Source organism: Achromobacter aegrifaciens (assembly GCF_902859735.1).
GTDB lineage: Bacteria > Pseudomonadota > Gammaproteobacteria > Burkholderiales > Burkholderiaceae_B > Achromobacter > Achromobacter aegrifaciens.
On record NZ_CADIJY010000002.1, the window covers coordinates 652,930 to 678,308 of the forward strand.

At 66.4% G+C, this 25,379-nt stretch carries 25 protein-coding genes; 9 read left to right on the plus strand and 16 right to left on the minus strand.

Translation table 11 applies throughout. The features are described 5' to 3' along the window. Positions 1-33: 33 nt before the first annotated feature. The 3 genes from HV766_RS08945 to HV766_RS08955 all read right to left on the minus strand — a co-directional run bounded on the left by HV766_RS08945 (position 34) and on the right by HV766_RS08955 (position 3,581). On the minus strand, positions 34-984 hold the full coding sequence (locus HV766_RS08945; RefSeq protein WP_054454135.1) for a LysR substrate-binding domain-containing protein: 951 nt from the start codon (positions 982-984) through the stop codon (positions 34-36). Positions 985-1,064: 80 nt separating this feature from the next. Continuing rightward, positions 1,065-3,155 carry an ATP-dependent DNA helicase RecG gene (gene recG / locus HV766_RS08950; protein WP_175181000.1) on the minus strand — a complete coding sequence of 697 codons (2,091 nt, stop codon included), beginning with the start codon at positions 3,153-3,155 and terminating at the stop codon, positions 1,065-1,067. A gap of 39 nt (positions 3,156-3,194) precedes the next feature. Then, positions 3,195-3,581, minus strand: coding sequence for a Rid family detoxifying hydrolase (locus HV766_RS08955; protein WP_013393965.1), 387 nt, complete (start codon positions 3,579-3,581; stop codon positions 3,195-3,197). A gap of 204 nt (positions 3,582-3,785) precedes the next feature. On the opposite strand from HV766_RS08955, the gene HV766_RS08960 reads away from it, so the two are divergent. Next, the gene (locus tag HV766_RS08960) at positions 3,786-3,953 is read left to right on the plus strand and encodes a YhfG family protein (protein WP_119451577.1); all 168 of its coding nucleotides are present in this window, start codon (positions 3,786-3,788) and stop codon (positions 3,951-3,953) included. A gap of 2 nt (positions 3,954-3,955) precedes the next feature. Next, positions 3,956-4,552 (plus strand): putative adenosine monophosphate-protein transferase Fic, encoded by a 597-nt coding sequence (locus HV766_RS08965; protein ID WP_119451578.1) that lies wholly within the window; start codon positions 3,956-3,958, stop codon positions 4,550-4,552. On the opposite strand, the gene HV766_RS08970 is transcribed toward HV766_RS08965, so the two are convergent. Further along, positions 4,549-5,463, minus strand: a complete 915-nt coding sequence (locus HV766_RS08970) for a LysR family transcriptional regulator (protein ID WP_175181001.1) — start codon at positions 5,461-5,463, stop codon at positions 4,549-4,551. The genes HV766_RS08965 and HV766_RS08970 overlap by 4 nt on opposite strands. A 99-nt stretch (positions 5,464-5,562) precedes the next feature. Here HV766_RS08970 and HV766_RS08975 point away from each other — a divergent pair, with 99 nt between their 5' ends. Genes HV766_RS08975 through HV766_RS08985 form a run of 3 tightly spaced genes read left to right on the plus strand, consistent with a single transcriptional unit; the run spans position 5,563 to position 8,298 of the window. Beyond that, positions 5,563-6,921, plus strand: coding sequence for an acyclic terpene utilization AtuA family protein (locus tag HV766_RS08975; RefSeq protein WP_175181002.1), 1,359 nt, complete (start codon positions 5,563-5,565; stop codon positions 6,919-6,921). Continuing rightward, positions 6,918-7,301 carry an AtuA-related protein gene (locus HV766_RS08980; RefSeq protein ID WP_054454127.1) on the plus strand — a complete coding sequence of 128 codons (384 nt, stop codon included), beginning with the start codon at positions 6,918-6,920 and terminating at the stop codon, positions 7,299-7,301. Before HV766_RS08975 ends, HV766_RS08980 begins: the two co-directional genes overlap by 4 nt. A 34-nt stretch (positions 7,302-7,335) precedes the next feature. Further along, a complete protein-coding gene (locus HV766_RS08985) occupies positions 7,336-8,298 on the plus strand; it encodes a Bug family tripartite tricarboxylate transporter substrate binding protein (RefSeq protein WP_054454126.1) in 963 nt (320 codons plus the stop codon). Positions 8,299-8,327: 29 nt separating this feature from the next. Here HV766_RS08985 and HV766_RS08990 read toward each other — a convergent pair whose 3' ends face one another. The 6 genes from HV766_RS08990 to HV766_RS09015 all read right to left on the minus strand — a co-directional run bounded on the left by HV766_RS08990 (position 8,328) and on the right by HV766_RS09015 (position 13,318). Then, a complete protein-coding gene (locus tag HV766_RS08990) occupies positions 8,328-9,158 on the minus strand; it encodes an IclR family transcriptional regulator (protein ID WP_054454832.1) in 831 nt (276 codons plus the stop codon). A gap of 101 nt (positions 9,159-9,259) precedes the next feature. After that, positions 9,260-9,979, minus strand: a complete 720-nt coding sequence (locus HV766_RS08995) for an SDR family NAD(P)-dependent oxidoreductase (RefSeq protein WP_054454123.1) — start codon at positions 9,977-9,979, stop codon at positions 9,260-9,262. A gap of 10 nt (positions 9,980-9,989) precedes the next feature. Continuing rightward, complete coding sequence (locus tag HV766_RS09000; protein ID WP_119451582.1) at positions 9,990-10,781, minus strand: SDR family oxidoreductase; 792 nt, start codon at positions 10,779-10,781, stop codon at positions 9,990-9,992. Between the two features lie 27 nt (positions 10,782-10,808). Continuing rightward, positions 10,809-11,780 (minus strand): tripartite tricarboxylate transporter substrate binding protein, encoded by a 972-nt coding sequence (locus HV766_RS09005; protein WP_054454119.1) that lies wholly within the window; start codon positions 11,778-11,780, stop codon positions 10,809-10,811. 47 nt (positions 11,781-11,827) lie between these two features. Next, positions 11,828-12,355: a 2,4'-dihydroxyacetophenone dioxygenase family protein gene (locus HV766_RS09010; RefSeq protein WP_054454118.1), complete on the minus strand. Its 528-nt coding sequence runs from the start codon at positions 12,353-12,355 to the stop codon at positions 11,828-11,830. 186 nt (positions 12,356-12,541) lie between these two features. After that, positions 12,542-13,318, minus strand: a complete 777-nt coding sequence (locus HV766_RS09015) for a ferredoxin--NADP reductase (protein ID WP_054454116.1) — start codon at positions 13,316-13,318, stop codon at positions 12,542-12,544. A 337-nt stretch (positions 13,319-13,655) separates the two neighbouring features. Between HV766_RS09015 and HV766_RS09020 the strand changes: the two genes are divergently transcribed. The 3 genes from HV766_RS09020 (at position 13,656) to HV766_RS09030 (ending at position 17,298) form a co-directional block, all read left to right on the plus strand. Continuing rightward, positions 13,656-14,699: a Fe(3+) ABC transporter substrate-binding protein gene (locus HV766_RS09020; RefSeq protein ID WP_054454115.1), complete on the plus strand. Its 1,044-nt coding sequence runs from the start codon at positions 13,656-13,658 to the stop codon at positions 14,697-14,699. Between the two features lie 146 nt (positions 14,700-14,845). Then, positions 14,846-16,516 (plus strand): ABC transporter permease, encoded by a 1,671-nt coding sequence (locus tag HV766_RS09025; protein WP_175181003.1) that lies wholly within the window; start codon positions 14,846-14,848, stop codon positions 16,514-16,516. A 5-nt stretch (positions 16,517-16,521) separates the two neighbouring features. Next, entirely contained in the window at positions 16,522-17,298 is a 777-nt protein-coding gene (locus HV766_RS09030) for an ABC transporter ATP-binding protein (protein WP_054454830.1), read from the plus strand. Positions 17,299-17,313: 15 nt separating this feature from the next. On the opposite strand, the gene HV766_RS09035 is transcribed toward HV766_RS09030, so the two are convergent. The 3 genes from HV766_RS09035 to HV766_RS09045 all read right to left on the minus strand — a co-directional run bounded on the left by HV766_RS09035 (position 17,314) and on the right by HV766_RS09045 (position 20,090). Further along, a complete protein-coding gene (locus HV766_RS09035) occupies positions 17,314-18,291 on the minus strand; it encodes a Bug family tripartite tricarboxylate transporter substrate binding protein (protein WP_119451583.1) in 978 nt (325 codons plus the stop codon). 90 nt (positions 18,292-18,381) lie between these two features. Beyond that, positions 18,382-19,287, minus strand: coding sequence for a pirin family protein (locus tag HV766_RS09040; protein WP_054454108.1), 906 nt, complete (start codon positions 19,285-19,287; stop codon positions 18,382-18,384). 104 nt (positions 19,288-19,391) lie between these two features. Continuing rightward, positions 19,392-20,090, minus strand: a complete 699-nt coding sequence (locus HV766_RS09045) for a pirin family protein (RefSeq protein WP_054454106.1) — start codon at positions 20,088-20,090, stop codon at positions 19,392-19,394. A 173-nt stretch (positions 20,091-20,263) separates the two neighbouring features. On the opposite strand from HV766_RS09045, the gene HV766_RS09050 reads away from it, so the two are divergent. Then, positions 20,264-21,178, plus strand: coding sequence for a LysR family transcriptional regulator (locus HV766_RS09050; RefSeq protein ID WP_119451584.1), 915 nt, complete (start codon positions 20,264-20,266; stop codon positions 21,176-21,178). An 18-nt stretch (positions 21,179-21,196) separates the two neighbouring features. Here HV766_RS09050 and ntrC read toward each other — a convergent pair whose 3' ends face one another. The 3 genes from ntrC to glnA all read right to left on the minus strand — a co-directional run bounded on the left by ntrC (position 21,197) and on the right by glnA (position 25,350). Next, positions 21,197-22,690, minus strand: a complete 1,494-nt coding sequence (gene ntrC, locus HV766_RS09055; protein WP_054454102.1) for a nitrogen regulation protein NR(I) — start codon at positions 22,688-22,690, stop codon at positions 21,197-21,199. After that, positions 22,690-23,754 (minus strand): nitrogen regulation protein NR(II), encoded by a 1,065-nt coding sequence (gene glnL / locus HV766_RS09060; RefSeq protein ID WP_054454100.1) that lies wholly within the window; start codon positions 23,752-23,754, stop codon positions 22,690-22,692. Before glnL ends, ntrC begins: the two co-directional genes overlap by 1 nt. A gap of 183 nt (positions 23,755-23,937) precedes the next feature. Beyond that, positions 23,938-25,350 (minus strand): type I glutamate--ammonia ligase, encoded by a 1,413-nt coding sequence (gene glnA / locus HV766_RS09065; RefSeq protein WP_054454097.1) that lies wholly within the window; start codon positions 25,348-25,350, stop codon positions 23,938-23,940. Between the last annotated feature and the right edge of the window lie 29 nt (positions 25,351-25,379).

Genomic DNA, 25,379 nt, shown 5'->3' on the forward strand with positions numbered 1-25,379 from the left:
CGCGCGCGAAGCCGCCTGAAAGCGGCCCGGGAATCAATCCTGCACTGCCGCGACCTCGTCGGTCAGCATCTTCACGCCGGGCAGCTCGCAGGCATAGACCGCTTGCGCCAGCGCCTCGATGGCGGCCAGCCGCGGGAAACTGCGGCGCCAGGCCAACACCACGCGGCGCTCCGGCACGTGGCCGTCAAATGGCAGATAGCGCAGCAGGCTGTTGGAAGGCGGCTGCTCCGGCACCGCGGTCACGGGCAGCACGGTCACGCCGATGCCGGCCGCGACCATGTGGCGGATGGTCTCGAGCGAGGAGCCTTCGAAGGTGCGCTGGATGCCGTCGCTGGCGGCCGAAAAGCGCGACAGCTCGGGACAGACTTCGAGCACCTGGTCGCGGAAGCAGTGGCCGCTGCCCAGCAGCAGCATGGTCTGCTGCTTCAAGTCCTGCGCGTCGATCGCCTGGCGCCGGGCGAGCTCGTGGTCATTCGGCACGGCCACCACAAAGGGCTCGTCGTACAAGGGTTGCATGACCAGGCCGGCCTCCGGCAGCGGCAAAGCCATGATGGCGCAATCGATCTCGCCCTGGCGCAGCAGCTCGACCAGGCGCACCGTGAAATTCTCCTGCAGCAGCAGCGGCATCTGCGGGGTGCGGCGGATCTGCTCCGGCACCAGCCGCGGCAACAGGTACGGACCTATGGTGTGGATGACGCCGACGCGCAAGGGGCCGGCCAACGGGTCGTGCCCCTGGCGCGCGATCTCCTTGATGCTGGCGCTTTCTTCCAGCACCTTCTGCGCCTGCGCCACGATGCGCTGGCCGATGGGGGTGACGCCGACCTCGGCGCCGCCACGCTCGAACAGCGTGACGCCCAATTCGTCCTCGAGCTTGCGTATCGCTACCGAGAGCGTGGGCTGGCTGACGAAACAGGCCTCGGCCGCCCGGCCGAAATGCCGTTCGCGCGCAACGGCGACGATGTACTTGAGTTCGGTGAGAGTCATGGTGGACTACGCCCCCGGGGGTTATGCCCCAGCCTTGCGGCTGGCGCTTGCTAGATTAAGGTTGGCGGCTGGCTGCATGGTCAGGTGCGCAGGAAATCCTCGCGCCCGCGCATCCAGCGCGCCAGGTGCGCCTCGACCGCGGCCGGATGTTCGGCGCGCAGCCAGACCGCGGCATCGCGCGCGTCTTCGGCAATGGCCGCGTCCGTTTCCAGGTCGGCGAAGCGCAGCAGCGCCATGCCGGACTGGCGCGTACCCAGGAACTCTCCCGGACCGCGCTGTTCCAGGTCACGGCGGGCGATTTCAAAACCGTCCGAGGTCTCGAACATGGCCCGCAGGCGTTCGCGCGCCACTTGCGACAGCGGCGTCTGATAGAGCAGCACGCAGACCGATTCGGCGGTGCCGCGCCCTACCCGGCCGCGCAGCTGATGCAGTTGCGCCAGCCCGAAACGCTCGGCGTGTTCGATCACCATGAGCGAGGCGTTCGGCACGTCCACGCCCACTTCGATCACAGTGGTGGCGACCAGCAGGTCGACTTCGCCATCGCGGAAGGCCTGCATCACGGCGGCCTTTTCGGCTTGCGGCAGCCGGCCGTGCACCAGCCCGATGCGCAGGTCCGGCAGGTCGACCCGCATGCCTTCGTAGGTGTCCACGGCGGTCTGGAGTTCCAGGGCCTCGCTTTCCTCGACCAGCGGACAGACCCAGTAGGCCTGCTGCCCGCCGCGCGCGGCCTGGGCAATGTGGGCGATGACTTCCTCGCGCCTTGCGTCCGACACCAGCTTGGTCAGCACGGGACTGCGCCCCGGCGGCAGCTCGTCGATGACGGACACGTCCAGATCGGCGAAGAAGGTCATGGCCAGCGTGCGCGGGATCGGCGTCGCGCTCATGTTGAGCTGGTGCGGCACGTTGCGCCCGCGCACGGTTTCGCCCTTGCGCGTCAGCGCCAGGCGCTGTCCGACGCCGAAGCGGTGCTGCTCGTCCACGATGGACAAGCCCAGGCGGTGGAATTCGACGTGATCCTGGATCAGCGCCTGCGTGCCCACGACCAACTGCACGCTGCCGTCAGCGGCGGCGGCCGCCGCTTCACGGCGCGCCTTGGCGGACAGGCTGCCGCTCAGCCAGGCCACATTCACGCCCAATGGCTGCAGCCACGACACCAGTTTGCGGAAGTGTTGCTCGGCCAGAATTTCGGTGGGCGCCATCAGCGCCACCTGCGCGCCGCTGGCGATGGCCTGGGCGGCGGCGATGGCCGCCACGACCGTCTTGCCGCTGCCCACATCGCCCTGCAACAAGCGGTGCATGGGATACGGCTTGGCCAGATCGGCGGAGATTTCCTGAACCACGCGCTCCTGCGCGCCAGTCAGTTTGAACGGCAAGGTTTCGTACAGCCTGGCGACCAGGCCGCCGGCCTCGTTGCGCACGGGCAGCGACTCGGCTTCCTTTATCCGGCGCGCGGCCCGCGCGGCCGCCAGCGACAATTGCTGCGCGAGCAGTTCATCGAACTTGATGCGCCGCCAGGCGGGATGCACGCGGTCCAGCAAGGCCTGCTCGGACTCGCCCTGCGCAGGCGTATGCAGCGCGCGGATGGCTGGCTCGAACGGCGGCAGGTCATAGCGCGCCCGCGCCTCGTCGGGCAAGGTGTCGGACAGGTCGGCGCGGTCCAGCGCCTGCGCGATGGCGCGGCGCAACGTCAGTTGCGGCAGCCCTTCGGTACTGGGATAGACCGGCGTGAGCGCCGTGGGCAGCGGCGCATCGGCATTGGTCATGCGCGGATGCACCATCTCGCGCCCGAACAGGCCGCCGCGGACCTCGCCGCGCGCACGCAGGCGCTTGCCCACGGTCACTTGCTTCTGCTGGCTGGGGTAGAAGTTCAGCCAGCGCAATTGCAGTTCGCCGCTGTCGTCCGCCAGCGTGGCGGTCAGCTGGCGCCGGGGCCGGTAGAGGACCTCGGATTTGGTGATCTCGCCCTCGACCTGCCCGGGAAAACCGGGCCGCAGGGCGCTGATCGGCATGATGCGGGTTTCGTCCTCGTAGCGCAGCGGCAGGTGCAGCACGAAGTCCTCGGGCAGCACCAAGCCCAGGTTACGGAGCTTGCGCTCCGTATCCGTCATTGCCCGGCCGGCGCCTTTGTTGTCGGCGCCGGATCGCTTGGAAGCCGCGGCTGCGGCCGGCATGGAGAAACGAACCCCTGGATCGAAAAGTCCGGACGGGCCTTACAGGACCAGAATGGCTTCGACTTCGAACTGCGCGCCCTTGGGCAGGCTGGCCACGCCGATGGTCGAGCGCGCCGGGAACGGCTGGGGAATGATCTCGGCCATGATGGCGTTGGCGGCCGTGAACTTGCCCAGGTCGGTCAGGAACAGTGTCAGCTTGACCACATTGTCCAACGTGCCGCCGGCAGCCTTGATGACTTCCTGCATGTTGGCGAAAGCCTGACGCACCTGCGCATCGAAGTTCTCGGAGACCAGGTCGCCAGTGCCCGGCTCCAGGCCGATCTGGCCCGAGAGGTAGACAGTCTTGGTGCCGCTTACGGCAACCGCTTGCGAGTAAGGGCCTACCGCGGCGGGCGCGGTGTCGGTATGGATGATTTGCTTGCTCATGGGCGGAATCCTTCGAAAGTCGGATAGAAACTACAACTATCGAAGTTTATCCAGCAATAGACATTTGCGAAAGTGGCTGAATGCCCTAGGGTGGCTGCACGACGGAACCAGAAGTACTTGCCGCAGGGCCGGACAAGCCAAGCCCAGTGCAGCTTCGTTATAATCATCAAGCTATCCCGCAGCATTTCAAACGAGGCGTTTCCCTTGAAGAACACCAGCCTGCAAGCCAAGTTGGACTATTGGGCAAAGGTGCGCCGCTCCAACTACGCGGCCAGCATGCGCCTGGAAGGCTACCCGGCCACGCCCGCCGACGCCAAGCGCGAACTGCCCTCGCGCGAAACGGTGTTGCGCGCCTATCGCAAGCCCGCCTGACATTGGACAAGTACGGCACCGGACAGGATCCGTACTGCTACCCCGGCAGCTTCACGCTGCGCAACCGGCTGGACATCCGGGACGATGCGCTGCTCGCGCAGGCTGAGCAAGATCTTTCCGAGATCGCCGCCAGCCAGATCGATTTTTCCCTGCCTCCCTACGACCTCGCGTACCTGAAGCGACTCCATCGCACGCTCTTTCAGGATCTCTACGACTGGGCGGGCGAGTTGCGCACCATCGATATCTCAAAAGGCGGCACGCGCTTCTGCAATACAAGCAGGATCGAACCCGAGGCCGACAAGATTTTCGCGGCCCTGGCGCGGGCCAACTGGTTCAAGGAGCTGCCGCGCTCCGCGCTGATCGCCGAGGCAGCCGTCGCCTACGGCGACTTGAACATGATCCACCCCTTCCGTGAAGGCAACGGGCGCGCTCAACGTCTCCTGTTCGAACACCTCATCATCAATGCCGGCTACGAGATCAGTTGGTGGTCAGTGGAGCAACGGGAATGGGTCGACGCCAACGTCGCCGCCGTGATCTGCGACTACGCGCCGCTGGAGGCGGTGTTCCAACGCTGCGTCGGCCAGCCGATAGCCGGCTAATCCAAACCAGGCAATCCCGGGCTATCGATATCCCCCCGATGCTCCCGCAGCAGGTCATACAACGCCTGCGCTGCGACCGATAGCGTGCGGCCCTTGCGCCGCACCAGGTAGAGCGGACGGGTCAGGGCCTTGCCGGCCAGCGGCACGATGCGCAGGTCGGCGCCGCCGAAATGGAACAGCGTCATCGCCGGCACCACCGAGATGCCCAGCCCCGCGCGCACCAACCCCGTTGCCGTGGCCAGGTGCTCGACCTCGAACACCGGCGCCGGTGCGTCGGCCCCCAAGGCCGCGTCCAGATGCTTGCGCACGCTGCTGCCGCGCGCAAGCTGGATCATGGGATAGCGCAGGATGTCGCGCAGCCGGGCGCGGCCCGCGCCTGCCAGCGGATGATCGGCGCGACAGACCAGAAAATAACGGTCCGCATGCAGGAACTCGCTTTCCAGGTCGTTCATGTCCGGCCGTCGCGAGGCCACCGCAAAATCCACCTGCCCTGCCTGCACCAGGTCCAGGCAGGGATCCAGCAGGGCATCGCGCAGGTCCACCGTGATGCCTGGATAGGACTCGCGAAAACGCGCCAGCAGCCCCGGCAGCCAGCCGGCGGCAAGCGAGGGCAAAGCCGCGAGCGCCACCCGTCCGCGACGCCTGGCGGCGTGGTCGCGCAGATCCTCCATGACCAGGTCCATGTCGGCCAGCAGCCTGCGCGCCGTCGCGTCCAGCACTTGCCCCTCGACCGTCAGCTCCACATGGCGCGTGTTGCGGTCGAACAGGCGCATGCCCGCGCTGTCCTCCAGTTGGCGGATCAGGGCGCTGAAGGCCGGCTGCGTCAGGTGGCAGCGTTGGGCCGCCCGGGTGAAGTGTTTTTCGTCGGCCAGGGCCACGAACGCGCGCAATTGCCGGGTAGACAGATTCATGGCTTTTCTCTATGAATTGATCCGATCTTTCTATTTTACTGATGAGCCGAGCGTGCCTATAGTGGGCCTCAGACACCTAGACCCCTGCCCTGATTCCGTATGTCCCTAGCCCCCCTCCACATAGGCTGCGCCTCCGGGTTCTCCGGCGACCGCAGCGACGGCGCCGCCGCCGTCGTGCGCACGCTGATCGCCCGCGGCGGCGGCGTGCTGATTTACGAAACGCTGGCCGAGCGCACGCTGGCGCTGGCCCAGTTGGCCCGCAACGAAGACCCGGAGCGCGGCTACGAGCCCTTGCTGGACGAACTGGTCGGCCCGGTGCTGGCCGACTGTCTGCACCACGGGATCCGCATCGTCGGCAACTTCGGCGCGGCCAACCCTGCCGCCGCGGCCCGGCGCGTTGCCGCGCTGGCCCGGCAGCAAGGCCTGCCCGCGCCGCGCATCGCAGTGGTATATGGCGACGCGCTTTCCAGCGATGCGCAACGCGAACTGCTGCGCCAGCGCCTTGGCGGCGCGCTGGATGGGCGCGACGTGGTCAGTGCCACCGCCTACCTCGGCGCCGCCGAGATCGCAGAGGCGCTGCGGGCCGGCGCGCAGATAGTGGTCGCGGGCCGCGTGTCGGACCCATCGCTCACGCTGGGCCCGGCGCTGGCCCATTTCGGCTGGGCCATGGACGATTGGCAGCGCCTGGGCCGTGCCACCATGGCCGGCCATATGCTGGAGTGCGGCCTGCAGGTCAGCGGCGGCTACTTCTGCGTGCCCGGCTTGAAGGATGTGCCAGACGTGCACGCCGCCGGCTTTCCCATCGCCGAGATCGATGCGGATGGCGAATTCGTGATCGGCAAGGCCGACGGTACCGGCGGCATGGTCGATGCGCGCACCGTCAAAGAACAGCTGCTGTACGAAGTGCACGATCCCGCGCGCTACCTGACGCCGGACGTCGTCGCCGACCTGAGCCGCGCCGAGGTGGCCGAACTGGGCGGCGATCGGGTGGCGGTGCGCGGCATCACCGGCCACGCGCGTCCCGCCGAACTCAAGGTCAACGTCTGCTACCGCGGCGGCTGGCTGGCCGAAGCCGAGATCTCCTATGCCGGGGTGCAGGCCGAAGCACGCGCCCGTCTGGCCGCCGATATCGTGCGCAAGCGCCTGGACCCGGCTCTGCGCCTGCGCGCCGACCTCATCGGCGCCATCAGCATCCTGGGCGATGACGCCGGCAACATGCTGTCCGCCCTGCCCGACGGCCATGCGCGCGACGTGCGCCTGCGCGTCGCGGCCGAACACATGGACCGCAAGCTTGCCGAAAGCGTGCTGCGCGAAGTGACTGCCCTGTATACCTGCGGCCCGGCCGGCGGCGGCGGCGTGCGCACCGCGTTGCGCCCGCGCCTGAACATGCTGTCCTGCACCCTGCCGCGCGACGCCGTGCCCAGCGGCTGGACCTTCCTGGAGGAAGCCCCGCAATGAATCCGCCGCTGATCTCGGTCCCCCTGTACCGCCTGGCGCACAGCCGTTCCGGCGACAAGGGCGACATCTCCAACCTGAGCCTGATCGCCTGGGATCCGGAATGCTACGACGTGCTGGATGCACAGGTCACCGAGGCCCGCGTCGCCGACTGGTTCGCGTACCGCCGCCCCAGCCGCGTCACCCGCTACGCGCTGCCCACGCTGCATGCGATGAACTTTGTGCTTGAAGGCGTGCTGGACGGCGGCGTCAACGATGCCCTCAACCTGGACACGCACGGCAAGAGCCTCTCTTTCAGATTGCTGGACATGACGGTCGAAGTCAGCCCTGCGCTGGCCAGCCGTCTGCCCGACATACCCGGCGACCGTCCCGCGGACGCCTGATTTCGATTCCTATAAAAATCCACAGGAGACACACATGCGCATTGCTTCCAAAGGCCGGCTGGCCTTGCTGCTGGCCGCCGCCCTGCCCTTGAGCGCCATGGCCCAGTTCCCCGCCAAGCCCATCACCTTCATCGTGCCGTTCGCGGCCGGCAGCGCCACCGACCAGATCGGCCGCGCCATCGGCCAGGGTGTCACCGAACAGACCGGCCAGGCCGTGGTGATCGAGAACAAGCCGGGCGCCAGCGCGATGATAGGCGCCGCGGCCGGCGCCCGCGCGGCCCCCGACGGCTACACCGTGCTGATCACCACAAACACCACGCATGCCGCCAACGAGCACCTCTACAAGACGCTGACCTACGATCCGGTCAAGGACTACGCGCCGCTGACCCTGCTGGGCAAAGGCGGCCAGATCATGGTGGTCAATCCCAATTCGCCGGCCAAGACGGTGGGCGACTTCCTGGCCCAGGCCAAGCAAGCGCCCGGCAAGCTGAGCTTCGGCAGCGGCAGCTCCAGCAGCCGCATCGCCGGCGAACTGCTGCAACAGATGGCGGGCGTGCAACTGCTGCACGTGCCATATAAGAGCAATCCGCTGGCGGTCACGGACCTGCTGGGCGGCCAGATCGACATGATGATCACCGACACCGCCACCGGCCTGCCGCAAGTCAAGTCGGGCAAGCTGCGCGCGTTGGGCGTGACCGGCCAGGCGCGCTCGCCGCTGGCGCCGGACGTACCCACCATCGCCGAGGCTGGCGTGCCAGGCTATGAAATGGGCTACTGGTTTGCCGCGTATGCGCCCGCCGGCACGCCGCCTGATGTGGTCAAGCGCTTGAACGAATTGCTGGTCAAGGCCACTTCAAGCGCGCCTGCCAAGCAGTTCTATGCGCAAACGGGCACGGACGCGGCAAGCTCCACGCCGGCAGAACTGGCGCAGTTCCAGCAAGCCGAGTCGAAGAAGTGGGGCGAGATCATCAAGAAGGCCGGCATCCAGCCCGAGTAGACCGCCCCGGGGCGGTGGCGCGCCGCCCGTCAGAGCAGATCGCTGCTCGCCAGCATCGGCGTGCCTGCAATGCGCTGGCTGATCGCACGGCAGGCCTCCAGCAGCGGCGCCACATAGGCCGCTTCCGGATCTGGTTTCTGGCGGAATCGCAGCGTGCTCACGCTGATGGCCGCCACAGGCACGCCGTTCTGCCCGAAAATCGGCGCGCCGAAGCAATAAATGCCGGCCTCGTTCTCTTCATCATCCACGGCCCAGCCGCGCTGGCGCACCTGTTCGAGCTGCCGCCGCAGCGCGGCCGTATCCTTGACGGTATTGGGCGTATGGCAGGCGAACGGCTGCGGCAGCATGTCCAGCGCGGCCTGCAGAGCCGCCTCGTCCAACATCGCCAGATACGCCTTGCCCACCGCCGTCGAGTACATGGAGACGTTGGTGCCGATGCGCGAATTCATCTGCACCACGCTGGGGCTTTCCAGCTTCTCGATGTAGACCATGTGCTGGCCGTTGGGCACGGCCAGGTGCACGGTCTCGCCGGTGACGTCACGCAACTGCTTCAGGTTCTCGACGGCCGCCAGCCGCATTTCCGAGCGGCCCCAGCTGCGGCTGGCCAGCTGGATCAGGCGCGGCCCCAGGCTCAGCTTGCCGGTGACCGGATGTTCGGCCAGCAGGCGTTCGGCCACCAGCGCGGCCACCGTACGGTACACGGTCGGCCGCGGATAGCCGCTGCGCTTGCTGAGTTCGGCCACCGTCATGGATTCCGGCGTATCGGCCACGACTTGCAGCACATGCATGAACTTCGAGAAGGCGGCTGTGCCCGCCACCTGTGCGGCGGGAGGGTTGGCGACTTGCGGCAGTTCTGGCATGGCGGAAAACGTGGCGTTGGCGGTAACGAGGCCGCCCCTGCGGCGCGGCCCCGCCATTATCCCTGCAAACGCCTGCGCGCGTACACGGTGGCGGCCAACGCTCAAGCCACGAGGTAGCCGCCGTCCACGGGCAGGATCACGCCCGTCATGAACGAGGCCGCCGGCGTGCAAAGAAACGTCACGCCCTCGGCCACGTCTTCCGGCTTGCCCCAGCGCCCCAGCGGGGTACGCTGCAGAATCGGCCCCGAACGCTCGGGGTCGTCCTGCAAGGCGCGGGTCAGCGGCGTGGCGATCCAGCCCGGCGCGACGGCGTTGACGCGGATGCCGTCCGCCGCGTAGGCCAGCGCCAGCGACTTCGTCAGCTGCGCCACCCCGCCCTTGCTCGCCGCATACGCCGGCACCAGCGCCCCGCCGAAGAAACTGAGCATGGACGCGGTGTTCACGATGCAGCCGCCGCGCCGCGCAAGCTTCTCGCGCGCGGCGCCGCATACGCGCATGGTGCCGGTCAGGTTGATCGCCAGCACCTGTTCGAACACGGCGGGATCATGCTCCGCGCCGCGGCGGATGATGCCGGCGCAGTTGACCACGATGTCCAGCTCGTCCAACCCTTGCAGCAGGCGTTCGACGTCGCCCGCGTCGCTGACGTCGCCCAGGCGCACCTCGATACCCGGCGCCAGTTCGCCGGCGTCGGATTGCAACCCGGCAGCTATGGTCCGCGCGCCCAGCGACGCCAGCCGGTTGGCAACCGCCGCCCCGATGCCTTGCGTGGCGCCAGTCACCAGCGCCGTCTTGCCTGCAAACAGATCCGCTTGATACGTCATTGCCGTCCGCTCAGAAAGTGCCGGGATAGGCGCCGCCGTCAGCCAGCACGTTCTGGCCGGTGACGTAGCCCGCATGGACGCTGCACAGGAAAGCGCAGATGGCGCCGAACTCCTCGGCGTTGCCGAAGCGTCCTGCCGGTATCGCCGCCTGGCGTTGGGCGCGCACGGCTTGCGCGTCCTGGCCGGTCTTGGCCGCGGAAGCCGCCAGCGCCGAGCTCAGCCGGTCCGTGGCGAACGCGCCGGGCAGCAGGTTGTTGATCGTGACGCCGCGCGCCGCGATGTCGCTGCGCGCCACGCCCGCCACGAAACCGGTCAGGCCGCTGCGCGCGCCGTTGGACAGACCTAGGATGTCGATCGGCGCCTTGACCGCGCTGGACGTGATGTTGACGATGCGCCCGAAGCCGCGTTCAGCCATGCCGTCCACCGTGGCCTTGATCAACTCGATCGGCGTGAGCATGTTGGCGTCGACTGCATTCAACCACTGTTCCCTGCCCCAATCGCGGAAATCCCCGGGCGGCGGCCCGCCCGCGTTCGTGACCACGATGTCGTAGTCGCGATGCGCGGCGAACACGGCCTCGCGGCCCTGCGCGGTCGTAATGTCGGCCGCCACGGCCTTGACGAAAGACTTGTCGTCCGTCCGCGCCTGCAGCAGTTGCTGCCGCGCGGTCTCGAGAGCCTCTGCCCCGCGCGCCACGATCACCACGTTGACGCCTTCGCGCACCAGGGCCAGCGCGCAGCCGTAGCCCAGGCCTTTGCTTGCGCCGCCCACCAGCGCGGTCCTGCCGGTAATGCCCAGATCCATGTCCTGCTCCCTGTCGTTGCCTGCAGTCTATTGGCGCATGCCGAACTTTTCGATCAGCGCCTTGAACGTCGTATTGTCGCGCTCCATCAGCGCCGTGAACGTCTGTTGATCCGCGACCGCATAGCCCAGGTTCTGCTCCGCCATGAAGCGCTTCAGGCTGTTTTCGGCGGCTGCCTGCCGGAACGCGGCGCCCAGCACGTCCAGTACCGGCTGCGGCGTGCCCTTGGGCGCGGCGATGCCGCGCCAGGTGCCGATCGACAGATCGATGTTGCGCTCCTTCAGCGTGGGCACGTTCTCGAAACCGGGCACGCGCGCGTCGGCCATGACCGCCAGCGGCTTGAGCTTGCCGGCCTTGACGTACTGCATGACCTCTGCCGGGCTCACCGCCACCGCATCGATATGTCCGCCCAGCAAGGCCAGCACTGCCGGATTGCCGCCATTGAAGGGGATGTGGTTGAACTTGGCGCCCGTCTTGTCCTCCAGCGCGGCGGCTGCCAGATGCCAGATCGAGCCGATGCCCGCGTTCCCCACCTGCATGCTCTCAGGCTTGGCGCGGGCCGCCTCCAGGAACGCTTCGATGGTGTTGTACGGCGAATCGGCGGCCACCGTGATGGCCGAAGGATCGGCATTGAGCTGGATGATGGGCGTGAACTTCTCGTAGGTGGTCTTGGTCAGGCCCAGGTGGGGAATGATCACCATGTCGGCCGTCACCAGCGCCAGCTTGTAGCCGTCGGGCTTGGCGTTGGCCACTTCCGTCAGGCCGATCCCGCCCGCCGCGCCCGGCTTGTTCAGCACCACGATGGGCTGCGTCAGATGGGTGCGCGAGGCGTCGCCCATGGCCCGCGCCATGGCGTCCGTGCCGCCTCCCGCGGCAAACGGCACCACGATCTCGATGGCCCGGTTGGGGAAATTCTGCGCCAGCGCCACTGGCCCCGCGGCCAGCGCGGCGCTGCCCAGCAGCGCGGAAAGAATGCAGCGATTGAACGCACGACGTTTCATGGTGTCTCCGGATTATGTTTATGTGCTGCGGGTGGGAATGCGGAATTTCAGCGTATGAACTGCTTTACGTAGTCTTCGCCCAGGCCGACGTCCGCGAAGTGCTTGCGGCACATGTCGATCTTGGTGAACACGTCTTCGTAACCCATGCCCTTGCCCCAGGGGTCGGTGTAGTACATGACGCCGTTGACCTGGAAGTACGTGATCATTTCCTCGACGTCGGGCGGCACGTAGAGCGTGTGCGTCTCCCCTGGCGGCTCGAACACGTAGCTGCCTTCAGTCGCCTCCCAGTCGTGTTCCAGATAGCGCCAGCGGCCCTTCAGGACGAAGCCATGCACGGCCTGCGGATGGCGATGGCGGCTGAGCACGCCTGACTTGCGCACGCGCAGCAGGTTCATCCAGTAGCCCTGGCTGGCGTTCAGACAGAGCGGGCGGAACCAGACGTTCTCGGCCTGCGGTACCCACAGCCTCTCGTCGGTCGGGATCGCATGCGGAATCACGATCTCTGGCAGGGCCTCGGGCGGATTCGGGTACTGGTATGGGGTCAGGGGCTCGGTGTCACTCTGTTCCAATGGCATTTCTTTAATCCTTCCATATTATGGACAATATGTTTACTTTATGGACGAATTATAAGAACTGCCATGCCCGCGGCTACAGCGGGCTAACCCTTAGGGGCGCCGCAGCATCAGGCCGCGGCGCGCCAAAAAACAAAAAACCCATCGCATCGCTGCGATGGGTTTTTGGCTTGGCGCCGGCGCCGGGACTTATTTGTCCACGAATGCCCGCTCGACCACGTAGTCGCCCGGCTGGCCCACGCCCGGCGACACCGTGAAGCCGCGCTTGTCCAGCATGGCGCTGATATCGGCCAGCATATGCGGGCTGCCGCAGATCATGGCGCGATCGGTTTCCGGATTGATCTGCGGAATGCCGATGTCGGCGCACAGCTTGCCGTTTTCCATCAGCTCGGTGATGCGGCCTTGGTTGCGGAACGGTTCGCGCGTGACCGTCGGGTAGTACACGAGTTTGTCGCGCACGACGTCGCCAAAGAATTCGTTGTTCGGCAGTTCCTTTTCGATGAAGTCGGCGTAGGCCAGTTCGCTGACCCAACGCACGCCATGCACCAGGATGACCTTGTCGAAGCGTTCGTAGACGTCCGGATCCTTGATGATGCTCATGAACGGCGCCAGGCCCGTGCCCGTGCCGAACAGGAACAGGTGCTTGCCCGGCTTCAGGTCGTCCACGACCAGCGTGCCCACGGGCTTGCGGCTGACCAGGATGGTGTCGCCTTCTTTCAGATGCTGCAGGCGCGACGTGAGCGGGCCGTTCTGCACCTTGATGCTGAGGAACTCGAGGTTCTCTTCATAGTTGGCGCTGGCGATGCTGTAGGCTCGCAACAGAGGCTTGCCTTCAACTTCCAGTCCGATCATCACGAAGTGGCCATTGTGGAACCGCAAGGCCGAGTCACGCGTCGTGGTAAAGGAAAACAGGGTGTCGTTCCAGTGGTGCACGCTTAGTACGCGCTCAGTGTTGAAAGCAGCCATGTCGTATCAAATTAGGGGCGACCGCCCCGGGCCATGAGCCCGGCTTGTGCCGCTGGGTCATTCCGTGCCGCACAAAAGACGCGGCCGGCATTAGGGTTGACCCTATTCTACAGGGTCTTGATGATAACTGCTCTCATTATTCCGTAATACCCTTATGCCGTATTGATGGGGATCAAGCCTGAAGCCTGCCTGACTTACGACTAGTTGAACGCCGCTTTGCTTCCTGTTATCGTCGCGTTCTCATTTGATAATCATTTTCGTTAGCAGACTGTTTTGAGCAGCGGAAAGGCCTGAAGCCTCGGGAATTCCTCTGCAGCCCTAGCCGGAGCACCTCGTCATGACCAAGCGTCCCCAATTGAATTCGCTGCTGCGCGCCCTGGCGCTGGCCGGCGCCGCCGCCTTCACCGTGTCGGCCAACGCCGCCGAGGAAGTCAGCCTCTACACCACCCGGGAACCCAAGCTGATCCAGCCGCTGCTGGACGCCTTCACCAAGGAAAGCGGCATCAAGGTCAATACGGTCTTCGTCAAGGACGGCCTGCTGGAGCGCGTCAAGGCCGAAGGCGCCAAGTCGCCCGCCGACGTGCTGATGACCGTGGACATCGGCAACCTGCTGGATCTGGTCGACGGCGGCGTGACCCAGTCGATCAAGTCGCAAACGCTGGAATCCGTCATTCCCGCCAACCTGCGCGGCGCCGACGGCAAGTGGTACGCCCTGTCGCTGCGCGACCGCGTGCTGTACGTGGAAAAGGACCTGAAGCTGGAAGCCTTCCGCTACGAAGACCTGGCCGATCCGAAGTGGAAGGGCAAGGTCTGCATCCGTTCGGGCCAACACCCCTACAACACCGCGCTGGTCGCCTCCATGATCGCGCATGACGGCGCCGAAGCCACCGAAAAATGGCTGCGCGGCGTCAAGGCCAACCTGGCCCGCAAGGCTGCCGGCGGCGACCGCGACGTGGCCCGCGACATCCTGGGCGGCATCTGCGACATCGGCCTGGCCAATGCTTATTACGTCGGCCACATGAAGAACGCCGAACCCGGCACCGACGCCCGCAAGTGGGGCGACGCCATCAAGGTGATCCGCCCGACCTTCGCCAACGCCAAGAGCGGCGGCACGCACGTGAACGTCAGCGGCGCCGCCGTTGCCGCCCATGCGCCGAACAAGGCCAACGCGGTCAAGCTGTTGGACTTCCTGGTGTCCGAGCCCGCCCAGGCCCTGTACGCCCAGGCCAACTATGAATACCCCGTCCGCAAGGGCGTGAAGCTGGACCCCGTGATCGCCAGCTTTGGCGAACTGAAGGTGGACCCGCTGCCGCTGACCGAGATCGCCAAGCATCGCAAGCAAGCCAGCGAACTGGTGGACAAAGTCGGTTTCGACAACTGATAGGCCTGTGGACCGCCACGCCCGCCGGCTTGGCGAAACCATGCGGCAGTGACAAACGCGCGGGCTGCGCATAAGCTCACGCGTAGGGCCTGCTCCCTTCTTTTCGGGGGAGCAGGCCTTGCCATTGATGCAATCGACTTTGAAGCATGCACACAGATTCTTTGCCCCGGCCGCTGCGTCTGCGCTGGACTGAACGCGGGGCCGGCTGGCTGGCCGGCGCCGCCCTGATCGCGCTGGCCGTATTGGCGCCCGTCCTGACGCTGGGCTGGTGGGCGCTGGGCGGCGAACTCTCGCATTGGCAGCATCTGGCCAATTACGTATTGCCCCAGGCGCTGGCCAATACCGCCATGCTGCTGGCCGGCGTAGGCGTGCTGGTGACGCTGCTGGGTACCGGCGCGGCATGGCTGGTGACCGCTTACGACTTCCCTACGCGCCGCGTGCTGACCTGGGCGCTGCTGCTGCCGCTGGCGGTGCCGACCTACATCATCGCCTTCGCCTATCTGGACCTGCTGCATCCCATCGGTCCGATACAGTCGGCGATCCGCGCGCTGCTGGGCTATGACAGTCCGCGCCAGTTCCGCCTGCCGGATCTGCGCTCGATCTACGGCGCCATCTTCGTGCTGGGCTTTGTGCTCTATCCCTATGTGTACCTGAGCACCCGGGTCATGTTCATGACGCAGGCAGCCAGCCTGCTGGAAGCGGCCCGCACGCTGGGCGCCGGCCGCATCGCCGTGTTCTTCCGGGTCGCCCTGCCCCTGGCCCGGCCCGCCATCGTGGTGGGCGTGAGCCTGGCGTTGCTGGAAACGCTGAACGATATCGGCGCCTCCGAATTCCTGGGCGTGCAGACGCTGACCGTGTCGGTCTACACCACCTGGGTCACGCGTTCGGACCTGGCGGGCGCGGCGCAGATCGCGCTGACCATGCTGGTCATCGTGATCGGGCTGATCCTGCTGGAACGCCATGGCCGCAAGCGCCAGCGCTACGCCAACACGCAGCGCATGCGCCCGATGCAGCCGCGCCGCCTGCGCGGTCCGGCGGCGGCCGTTGCCGCGGCGCTGGGCTGGATACCGGTACTGATCGGATTTGTCGCGCCGGCGCTCTATCTGGTCGTGGAAACCTACAAGCGCCTGCATCTGGTTGGCGGCGTTTCCCACCAGCTGTTGAACGGCTTGAGCAACACCCTGATCGTCGCCTTCAGCGCCACCATCGTCACCCTGCTTTGCGGGCTGATCGTGGCCTGGGCCGGACGCACGCTGCGCGAAAGCTCGGGCTTCAACCCGGGCCGCGCCTGCGCGCGCATCGCCAGTCTGGGCTATGCCGTGCCCGGCACGGTGCTGGCCATCGGCCTGCTGACGCCCTTCGTCTGGATAGATACCGCGGTCGCCAAGGTCTTCGGCGGCACGGGCCTGTTCCTGATGGGCTCGATGGGCGCGCTGGTCTGCGCCTATGCGATCCGTTTCCTGGCGATTTCCACTGGCGCACTGGAAGCCGGCCTGGCCCGCATTCCGCCGTCGCTGGAGCAAGCCTCGCGCCTGCTGGGCGAAAGCTCGGCCGGCACCCTGCGCCGCGTACACCTGCCGCTCTTGCGCCCGGCGCTGGCCGCCAGCGCCCTGCTGGTGTTCGTGGACGCCATGAAGGAACTGCCCGCGACACTGCTGCTGCGGCCCATGAATTTCGACACGCTGGCAACCTGGCTATACGCCGAAGCGGCCCGCGGCACCTATGAAGAAGGCGCCGTCGCCGCGCTGGCCATCGTGCTGGCCGGCCTGTTCCCCGTCATCCTGCTGGCGCGCACCAATCTGAAAATGGGACATTGATCATCGTGCCCGATCTGTTAGAACTCGATCACCTTTCCCTCGCCTACGAGACCCCGGCGGGACTCAAGCCCGTGGTGCAGGACCTGACGCTGGGCCTGCCCGTGGGCCATATCGGTTGCCTGCTGGGCGAATCCGGCTGCGGCAAGACCACGGTGCTCCGAGCCATCGCCGGTTTTGAGCCAGTGCGGGCCGGGCGCATCCTGCTGGATGGCGCCGTCATTTCCTCGCCCACCGTGCAGGTGGCGCCCGAACATCGCCGGGTGGGCATGATGTTCCAGGACTACGCGCTGTTTCCGCACCTGACGGTGGCGCTGAACGTGGCCTTCGGCCTGCGCAAGATGGCGCGCCCGGAACGCGCGCGCCGCGTCGAAGAGATGCTGGAACTGGTGGGCCTGGCGCATGCCGCCAACAGCTATCCGCACGAGATCTCCGGCGGCCAGCAGCAGCGCGTGGCGCTGGCTCGCGCGCTGGCGCCCTCGCCCGACCTGCTGCTGCTGGACGAGCCGTTCTCGAACCTGGACGTGGACACGCGCGAACGCCTGGCCTTTGAAGTGCGCGACATCCTCAAGACCACCGGCCACACGGCCATCCTGGTCACGCACAACCAGGCCGAAGCCTTCGCCATCGCCGACCGCATCGGCGTCATGTCCAAGGGCAGCATCGCGCAGTGGGACACGCCCTACAACCTGCACCATCATCCCGCCAGCGACTTCGTGCGCGACTTCATCCGCCGCGAAGCGCTGGAAGAGCGGCGCGAGCAAGCCTACGCCCGCGGCCGCTGAAGTCGTCCCGGCCGCTCAGTCGGCCGACAGCTTCACTTTCTGCGACAAGGCCTTGAAGGCCTCGTGCTGGCTCTGGGTCAGGCGTTCCACTTCCTGCGGCGTGGAGCCGTAGGGCATGAAACCGGCCTGCTCCAGCTTGCCTTTCACTTCCGGCAAGGCCAGCGCCCATTGGAAGGCTTCGCTCAGCGCCTTGGTCGCTTCAGGCGACATCTTCGCAGGCCCATAGACCGCGAACCACGGATCGACCACGGCTGCTTCATAGCCCAGCTCGGCCAGCGTCGGCACGTCCGGCAAGGCGGGCGCCCGCTTGCTGCCCGTCACGGCCAGCGCATGCACTTTGCCCGCCTTGATGTGCGGCAGCGACGCCGGCAGATTGTCGAACATCACCGGCAAGTGCCCTCCCAGCAGGTCGTTCAGCCCCTGCGCGCTGCCCTTGTAAGGAATGTGCTGCATGCCGGCGCCGGTCAGCTGGTCGAACATCACGCCAGCCAGATGCATGGACGTGCCAGTGCCCGGCGTGCCGAACGAGGTGCCCGGATGCTGCTTGGCATAAGCGACCAGGTCCTTGACGCTGTCGACCTTCAGCGCAGGACCGACTTCCAGCACCACGGTGGAAGCGCCCAGCATGCTGACGCCCGTGAAATCCTTGGTGGGATCGAAAGGCATGGAGGGGTAGACGAAAGGATTCAGCGCGTTGGTGGAGATGGCGCCGAAGCCGATGGTGTAGCCGTCGGGCGCGGCCTTGGCCACGGCGTCCATGCCGATATTGCCACCCGCGCCGGGACGGTTTTCGACTATGACGGGCTGGCCCAATTTTTCCGCGACCTTCTGGCCCGCGGTGCGCGCCACCAGGTCGGTGGTGCCGCCTGCGGTGTAAGGCACGATGAAGGTGATGGGCTTGGCCGGATAGCCGGCAGCGAGCGCCGCCGAAGCGCCCTGGATCAGCGCCAGCGCGGCCAGGCCGCGCAGCGCGTTGAATGTGTAGCGATGCATGATGTCTCCATCCCGTTTTGTTGTGAGGGTCGGAGGCGCATCATACCGCCGGCCGCGTGGCGATTGCGTGCGGCCGGTTCGAGCGCTGACTCAGGCGCGCGGCTCGGGCAGCGGGATGTACTCGGTCTCGTCGCCCGGCACGATCTGGTCGAAGCGGCTGCGCTGCCAATCCTGCTTGGCCTGTTCGATGCGGTCCTTGCTGCTGGAGACGAAGTTCCACCACACGAAGCGCGGCCCGTCCAGCGGCTCTCCGCCGATCACCGCAAAGCGCGCCGCAGTCTTGGCGCGGATCTGCACGGGGCGGCCCGGCGCAAACACGACCAGGCGGCCGCTTTCGAACTCCTGCCCGTCGATCTCGACCGTGCCCTGCGCCAGATAGGCGGCGCGCTCTTCATGCTCGGCCGGCAGCACCGTGGTCGCGCCCGCCTGCAGTTGCAGATCGCCATAGAACAGCGGCGACAGCGTCTTCACCGAGGACGTCTTGCCGAACAACGAACCCGCCACCACCTGGGCGCGCACGCCCTCGCCTTCGATGACCGGTTGCGCGTCCAGGCCGTAGTGGGTGAAGCCCGGATCGGTTTCCTCGTGTTCCTTGGGCAGCCCCACCCAGATCTGCAGGCCACAGAGACGCTGCGCGGCCTGGCGGCTTTCGGGCGAGGAGCGTTCCGAATGCACGATGCCGCGGCCCGCCGTCATCCAGTTGACCTCGCCCGGCAAAATGGTCTGGGTGTGGCCCGCGCCATCGCGATGCACCATGGAGCCTTCGTAAAGATAGGTCACCGTGGACAGGCCGATATGCGGATGCGGGCGCACGTCTATGCCCGTACCGGCGGCAAACTCGACCGGACCCATGTGGTCCAGGAACACGAACGGCCCGACAGTGCGGCGCTGTGCGGACGGGATGGCGCGGCGCACGGAAAAGCCGCCCAGGTCGCTGGTGCGCGGCACGACGACGGCTTCAATCTGGCTTTCGCCGGCTTCGGACAAGGTGGACATATCGGACTCTCCGGGTTGTGGGGACTAGGACCATCTTAAGGCCTGCCGCCTGCATGGAAAAAACAGCGGCGGGCGGACTGATCCAGCCCGCCCGCCTTGACGCATCACGCCAGGTCGAACACCAGGACTTCGGCCTGCTTGCCGCCCGACAGCTCGACGCGAGGCTCGCCGGTGATGGCGAGCGCGTCGCCAGCCGACAGCTCAACGCCGTTGACTGTCAGGCTGCCGCGGGCCACGTGCACCCAGGCGCGGCGGCCGGCGGCCAGTTCCAGCGCGGCGGACTCGTCGCCGTCGAACAGCCCGCCATACAGGCGCGCATCCTGATGGATCTTCATCGAACCGTCAGCGCCATCCGGCGACACCAGCGCTTGCAGCCGGCCGCGCTTCTGCTCGTCGCTGAAGCTGCGCTCTTCGTACTCGGGCGCAATGCCAGTGACGTCGGGCTCGATCCAGATCTGCAGCATGTGCGTTTCGCGGTCCGCCAGCGGGTTGAACTCCGAGTGCATGACCCCGCGGCCGGCGCTCATGCGCTGCACGTTGCCGGGCTGGATGGTCGAGCCGCTGCCCATGCTGTCCTTGTGGGCGATCGCGCCGTCCAGCACGTAGGTGATGATTTCCATGTCGCGATGGCCATGCGTGCCGAAGCCGCGGCCGGCCGCGATGCGGTCGTCATTGATCACGCGCAGGGCGCCAAAGCCCATGTGGGCCGGGTCGTAGTAATTGGCGAAGGAAAACGTGTGGAACGAGTCCAGCCATCCGTGGTTGGCGTGACCCCGTTCAGCAGCGCGGCGAGTGGTAAGCATTGCGGACTCCTGTTTCAATAATGTGAATGGTTGTGCAGCCTGGCCTTCATTTCCCGAGAAGCCGCTGCACCACCGGCATGAGTGATATTGTGCGCGTGCAGCCCGGCCTGTTTGGCGCTATATTTTGACGAAACCATTCAAATTTTTTGAATATTTGTGCCAAGCCCCCGACCATGCAAGCCATCACCCCCGAACTTCTGATCCTGGTAGACGCCATCGCCCGCCACGGCAGCTTTGCCAAGGCCGCCCGCGAACTGGGCAAGGTGCCTTCGGCCGTCACCTACTCCATCCGCAAGCTGGAAGACGGCCTGGACGTGCTGTTGTTCGACCGATCCGGACACCGCGCGCTGCTGACGCCAGCGGGCGAAACGCTGCTGAAGGAGGGCCGCCACGTCTTGCAATCGCTGGACGACCTGGCCTGCCGCGTCAAGCGCATTGCCACGGGCTGGGAGGTGGAGTTGCGCATCGCGGTCAGCGCGGTGCTGCCGTGGCGGCCGCTGTACGACCTGATCGAGGAGTTCCAGGCGCTGGGTAGCGCCACCACGCTGCGCTTTTCCAGCGAGGTATTGAGCGGCAACTGGGACGCCCTGACCTCAGGACGGGCCGACCTGGTCATCGGCGCTGGCTCGGCGGGCGAGCCGACCGGCCCCTATCGCTCGCAAGCCATGGGCCAATCCCAATTCGGCTTCTGCGTGGCCTCGCACCATCCGCTTGCTTCGCTGCCGCAGCCCTTGAGCCGCGCCGACATCACGCGTTATTGCGCGGTGGTGGTGGCGGACACGTCGCGTAACCTGGCGCCGCAGACGCGCGGCATCCTGGCCGAACAGCCCACCCTGGTCATGCCTACCATGCAGGCCAAGATAGACGCCCAGGTGCGCGGCCTGGGCTGCGGCTACTTGCCGCTGACCCTGGCCGCGCCGTATCTGGCGCAAGGCTTGCTGGTGGTGTGCGAAACGGACGAAGGCATGTCCCTGACGGAACACCTGACGTACGCCTGGCGCTCGGAGCCGCCGGGCGAAGCCCTGAAATGGTGGCTGCAGAAGCTGAAATCGCCGCGCCTCTGCGAGAGCCTGTTGGGGATGGGATAAGGCGCGCGGCCGCGCGCCTTATTCGTCCTCGATGCCCAACTCGCGCAGCTTGCGCGTGATGGTGTTGCGGCCAATGCCCAGGCGGCTGGCGGCCTCGACCCGGCGGCCGCGGCTGGCATCCAGCGCGCTTTGCAGCAGGATCTTCTCGAACTGGCGCGTGAGCGTGGCCATGACCGCCGGTTCGCCACGTTCCAGCCGGTACTGCGCGTCGCGCAGCAGGGAGTCCTGCCAGTTGCGTGGAGAGCCCGCTTCCATGGGCGCCGAGGTCGGAACCACGGTGCCCACGCCGGCCATGGACACGGCCGGACGCAACGGCGCGGGACTCGGCTGCGGCTGGTGCTCCATGGCGCGGATTTCCGGCGGCAGGTCCGCCGGCTCGACCGTCTGGCCGGGCGCCATCACGGTCAGCCAATGGCAGAAGTTCTCCAGCTGGCGCACGTTGCCCGGAAAATCGAACTTGGACAGCACGGCAAGCGCCTCCGGCGTCAGGCGCTTGACCGGCACTCCCAGCGCACGGGCGCTGGCGGTCAGGAAGTGGCCGGCCAGCGCCGGAATGTCCTCCACCCGTTCGCGCAATGGCGGCAGGCGCAGACGGATCACGTTCAGGCGGTGGAACAAGTCCTCGCGGAACAGGCCCTGCTCCACGCGCTGTTCCAGCGGTTGATGGGTGGCGGCGACGATGCGTACGTCGACGCGCACCGGCTGCGCGCCGCCGACGCGGTAGAAGCTGCCTTCTGCCAGCACGCGCAACAGGCGCGTCTGCAACTCGATCGGCATGTCGCCGATTTCGTCCAGGAACAGCGTGCCGCCATGCGCTTCCTCGAAGCGGCCGCGACGCAGGTTGTTGGCGCCCGTGAACGCGCCACGTTCGTGGCCGAACAGCTCGGCCTCCAGCAGATCGCGCGGAATGGCCGCCGCGTTCAGCGCCACGAAGGGTCCGCCGGCGCGCACGCCATGGCCGTGCAAGGCGCGCGCCACGAGTTCCTTGCCGGTGCCGGATTCGCCGGTGATCAGCACGGTGACCTTGGACTGCGCCAGCCGGCCGATCGCGCGGAACACTTCCTGCATTGCGGTAGACGAGGACTGCGTCATCATCCAGCGCTCGTTGTTCTGCGCCGATTCGCCCTGCCCTTCGGGACTTTCAGGCTCGGCGGATTCCTGCATGGCGCGCTGGATCAGCGCCACCGCCTCGTTCACGTCGAACGGCTTGGCCAGGTAATCGAACGCCCCGCCCTGAAAGGCGGAAACGGTGCTGTCCAGGTCGGCGAACGCGGTCATGACGATGACCGGCAGGCCGGGGTTGCGTTCCTTCAGCTGGCGCAGCAGCTCCAGGCCGTTGCCGCCTGGCATGCGGATGTCGGACACCAGCGCGGCGGGCGCTTCGTGCGACAGCGCTTCCAGCACGTCGGCCGATTGCGAAAAACTGCGGGTGGGCACACCGGCACGCGCCAGGGCTTTTTCCAGGACCCAGCGGATGGCCTGGTCATCATCGACGATCCATACGGGTTTCATCAGTGTGCAGGCTCCATCGGTAGGACCAGGCGGAATTCGGTGCGGCCGGGCCGGGATTCAAATTCGATGATGCCGCCGTGCTGCTGCACGAAGTCCTGTGCCAGGCTCAAGCCCAGGCCGGTGCCTCCCGCCCGCGCCGTGACCAGCGGATGGAAGATGCGGTCGCGGATCTGATCCGGCACGCCGGGACCGTTGTCAGTGATGGACAGCACCAGCGCCAGACGATGCTGGCGGTGGGCCAGCATCACCTGCCGCGCGACGCGCGTGCGCAGCGTGACCACGCCGGGTTCGGTCTGCGGTCCCTGGGGCCGCGCCACCAGTTCCTGCGCGGCGTTGCGCGCCACATTCAGGACGGCCTGCATCAGACGGGCGGCATCGCCCTTCAGGTCCGGCACCGAGGCGTCGTAGTCGCGCAGCAGCGTGACGTCATTGCGGAATTCGGCCTGGATCAGCGCGCAGACGCGTTCGCAGATCTCATGGATGTTCACCGGCCGCGCGTTCAGCGGCACACGTTGCGGGCCGCTCAGGCGGTCCACCAGCGCCTGCAGGCGGTCGGCTTCGGAAATGATGACCTGGGTGTACTCGGCCAGTGCCGCGCTGGGCAGTTCGGCTTCGAGCAATTGCGCGGCGCCGCGCAGGCCGCCCAGGGGATTCTTGACTTCATGCGCCAGATTGCGCAGCAGTTCGCGGTGGGCTTCGATCTCGTCAACCAGGCGGTGGTTGCGGTCGGCCAGCACGCGCTGCTCGATCTCGCGGGTTTCTATCAGCACGGGCCAGCGCTGGCCCGTCAGTCCGACCGTCGTCACGGAAACTTCCACGGATTCCGCGGCGCGGCGCAACGAGGCCAGTTGCCTGACGTCGGCATAGCGCCCTGCGGCTGCGCGGTCGATGGAGGATTGGATGTTTTCCGGACTGTCGAACAGCGTGGCGGCGGATTGCCCGCCCAGTTGCTTGCGCGAGCGGCCGAACAGATCTTCAGCGGCCGCATTGGCGTATTCGATATGACCGCGCTCGTTGACCAGGAAAACGGACGTGGCTAGCAAATCGAGAGCTTCTACATTCATTTTCTACATACCCGAATGTGAGGGGACGGCGGAACGCGACGGCCGCGCCGGAAGCCGGCGCCCTGTCCACCAGGCGTAAGGCCTGGCGGACAGCACGTCGAACCGCGATCTGGCGGTGCGCGTGCTGCCGGCCCTGGTTTCTGCCTGCATCATCGCGCCACCTCCAGCTACTGCCTCAGGACATTAGAGGCTGTAGTACATGTCGAACTCGACCGGGTGCGGCGTCATGCGCAGACGGTTCACATCGGCCATCTTCAGGTCGATGTAGGCCGTGAGCATGTCGTTGCTGAACACGCCGCCGCGGGTCAGGAACTCGCGGTCGTTGTCCAGCGCTTCCAGAGCCTGTTCCAGCGAGGCGCAGACCGTCGGGATCTTGGCGTCTTCTTCCGGCGGCAGGTCGTACAGGTTCTTGTCGGCGGGATCGCCGGGGTGAATCTTGTTCTGCACGCCGTCCAGGCCGGCCATCATCAGGGCCGAGAAAGCCAGGTACGGGTTGGCCAGGGGGTCCGGGAAGCGCGCTTCGACGCGGCGGCCCTTCGGGTTGCCGACGTACGGAATACGGATCGAGGCCGAACGGTTGCGGGCCGAGTAAGCCAGCTTCACGGGCGCTTCGTAGTGCGGAACCAGGCGCTTGTACGAGTTGGTACCGGGGTTGGTGATGGCGTTCAGCGCGCGGGCGTGCTTGATGATGCCGCCGATGTAGTACAGCGCGAATTCCGACAGGCCGGCGTAGCCGTTGCCCGCGAACAGGTTCTGGCCGTCCTTCCAGATGGACTGGTGGACGTGCATGCCGGAGCCGTTGTCGCCGACGATGGGCTTGGGCATGAACGTGGCGGTCTTGCCGTAGGCGTGGGCCACGTTGTGGATCACGTACTTGACGATCTGCGTCCAGTCGGCGCGCTGCACCAGCGTGCTGAACTTGGTGCCGATTTCGAGCTGGCCGGCGCCGGCCACTTCATGGTGGTGCACTTCGACCGGCACGCCCATCTGTTCCATCAGCAGGCACATTTCCGAACGCATGTCCTGGAACGAGTCGACCGGGGGCACGGGGAAGTAGCCGCCCTTGACGGTGGGACGGTGGCCGGTGTTGCCGCCTTCGAATTCCAGGCCCGAGGACCAGGGGGCTTCTTCGGACTTGATCTTGACGAACGTGCCGGACATGTCGCTGTTCCAGGTCACGCCGTCGAAGACGAAGAATTCGGGTTCCGGACCAAAGTAGGCGGTGTCGCCCAGGCCGGAGGACTTGAGGTAGGCTTCGGCGCGCTTGGCCAGCGAGCGCGGGTCGCGGTCGTAGCCCTTCAGGTCGGAAGGTTCGACCACGTCGCACGACAGGATCATGGTCGGCTCTTCGCGGAACGGATCCAGGTTGGCGGTGGACAGGTCGGGGATGAGCAGCATGTCGGAGGCTTCGATGCCCTTCCAGCCCGGGATCGACGAACCGTCGAAGGCCTGCCCGCTTTCCAGCTTGTCTTCGTCGATCTGGCTGATCGGCACCGAAATGTGGTGCTCACGGCCAATCGTATCGGTAAAGCGGAAATCCACGAATTTGACTTCGTTGTCGGCGATCTGTTTCAGGACATCTTTCGGGCTTGCCATGTCATCTCCATTAGATAAAAAGGTCGAGG

Excerpts from the sequence above, each read along its gene's own strand:
- HV766_RS08990 (WP_054454832.1), bottom strand. The coding sequence starts at position 9,158 with ATGCCAGAACTGCCGCAAGTCGCCAACCCTCCCGCCGCACAGGTGGCG.
- HV766_RS09025 (WP_175181003.1), top strand. The coding sequence starts at position 14,846 with ATGCACACAGATTCTTTGCCCCGGCCGCTGCGTCTGCGCTGGACTGAA.
- HV766_RS09010 (WP_054454118.1), bottom strand. The coding sequence starts at position 12,355 with ATGCCATTGGAACAGAGTGACACCGAGCCCCTGACCCCATACCAGTAC.
- HV766_RS09015 (WP_054454116.1), bottom strand. The coding sequence starts at position 13,318 with ATGGCTGCTTTCAACACTGAGCGCGTACTAAGCGTGCACCACTGGAAC.
- HV766_RS08980 (WP_054454127.1), top strand. The coding sequence starts at position 6,918 with ATGAATCCGCCGCTGATCTCGGTCCCCCTGTACCGCCTGGCGCACAGC.
- ntrC (WP_054454102.1), bottom strand. The coding sequence starts at position 22,690 with ATGAAACCCGTATGGATCGTCGATGATGACCAGGCCATCCGCTGGGTC.
- HV766_RS09000 (WP_119451582.1), bottom strand. The coding sequence starts at position 10,781 with ATGGATCTGGGCATTACCGGCAGGACCGCGCTGGTGGGCGGCGCAAGC.
- HV766_RS08970 (WP_175181001.1), bottom strand. The coding sequence starts at position 5,463 with ATGAATCTGTCTACCCGGCAATTGCGCGCGTTCGTGGCCCTGGCCGAC.
- HV766_RS09035 (WP_119451583.1), bottom strand. The coding sequence starts at position 18,291 with ATGCATCGCTACACATTCAACGCGCTGCGCGGCCTGGCCGCGCTGGCG.
- HV766_RS09050 (WP_119451584.1), top strand. The coding sequence starts at position 20,264 with ATGCAAGCCATCACCCCCGAACTTCTGATCCTGGTAGACGCCATCGCC.
- HV766_RS09005 (WP_054454119.1), bottom strand. The coding sequence starts at position 11,780 with ATGAAACGTCGTGCGTTCAATCGCTGCATTCTTTCCGCGCTGCTGGGC.
- HV766_RS08995 (WP_054454123.1), bottom strand. The coding sequence starts at position 9,979 with ATGACGTATCAAGCGGATCTGTTTGCAGGCAAGACGGCGCTGGTGACT.
- glnA (WP_054454097.1), bottom strand. The coding sequence starts at position 25,350 with ATGGCAAGCCCGAAAGATGTCCTGAAACAGATCGCCGACAACGAAGTC.
- glnL (WP_054454100.1), bottom strand. The coding sequence starts at position 23,754 with ATGAATGTAGAAGCTCTCGATTTGCTAGCCACGTCCGTTTTCCTGGTC.
- HV766_RS08955 (WP_013393965.1), bottom strand. The coding sequence starts at position 3,581 with ATGAGCAAGCAAATCATCCATACCGACACCGCGCCCGCCGCGGTAGGC.
- recG (WP_175181000.1), bottom strand. The coding sequence starts at position 3,155 with ATGCCGGCCGCAGCCGCGGCTTCCAAGCGATCCGGCGCCGACAACAAA.
- HV766_RS08945 (WP_054454135.1), bottom strand. The coding sequence starts at position 984 with ATGACTCTCACCGAACTCAAGTACATCGTCGCCGTTGCGCGCGAACGG.
- HV766_RS09020 (WP_054454115.1), top strand. The coding sequence starts at position 13,656 with ATGACCAAGCGTCCCCAATTGAATTCGCTGCTGCGCGCCCTGGCGCTG.
- HV766_RS08975 (WP_175181002.1), top strand. The coding sequence starts at position 5,563 with ATGTCCCTAGCCCCCCTCCACATAGGCTGCGCCTCCGGGTTCTCCGGC.
- HV766_RS09045 (WP_054454106.1), bottom strand. The coding sequence starts at position 20,090 with ATGCTTACCACTCGCCGCGCTGCTGAACGGGGTCACGCCAACCACGGA.
- HV766_RS08985 (WP_054454126.1), top strand. The coding sequence starts at position 7,336 with ATGCGCATTGCTTCCAAAGGCCGGCTGGCCTTGCTGCTGGCCGCCGCC.
- HV766_RS09040 (WP_054454108.1), bottom strand. The coding sequence starts at position 19,287 with ATGTCCACCTTGTCCGAAGCCGGCGAAAGCCAGATTGAAGCCGTCGTC.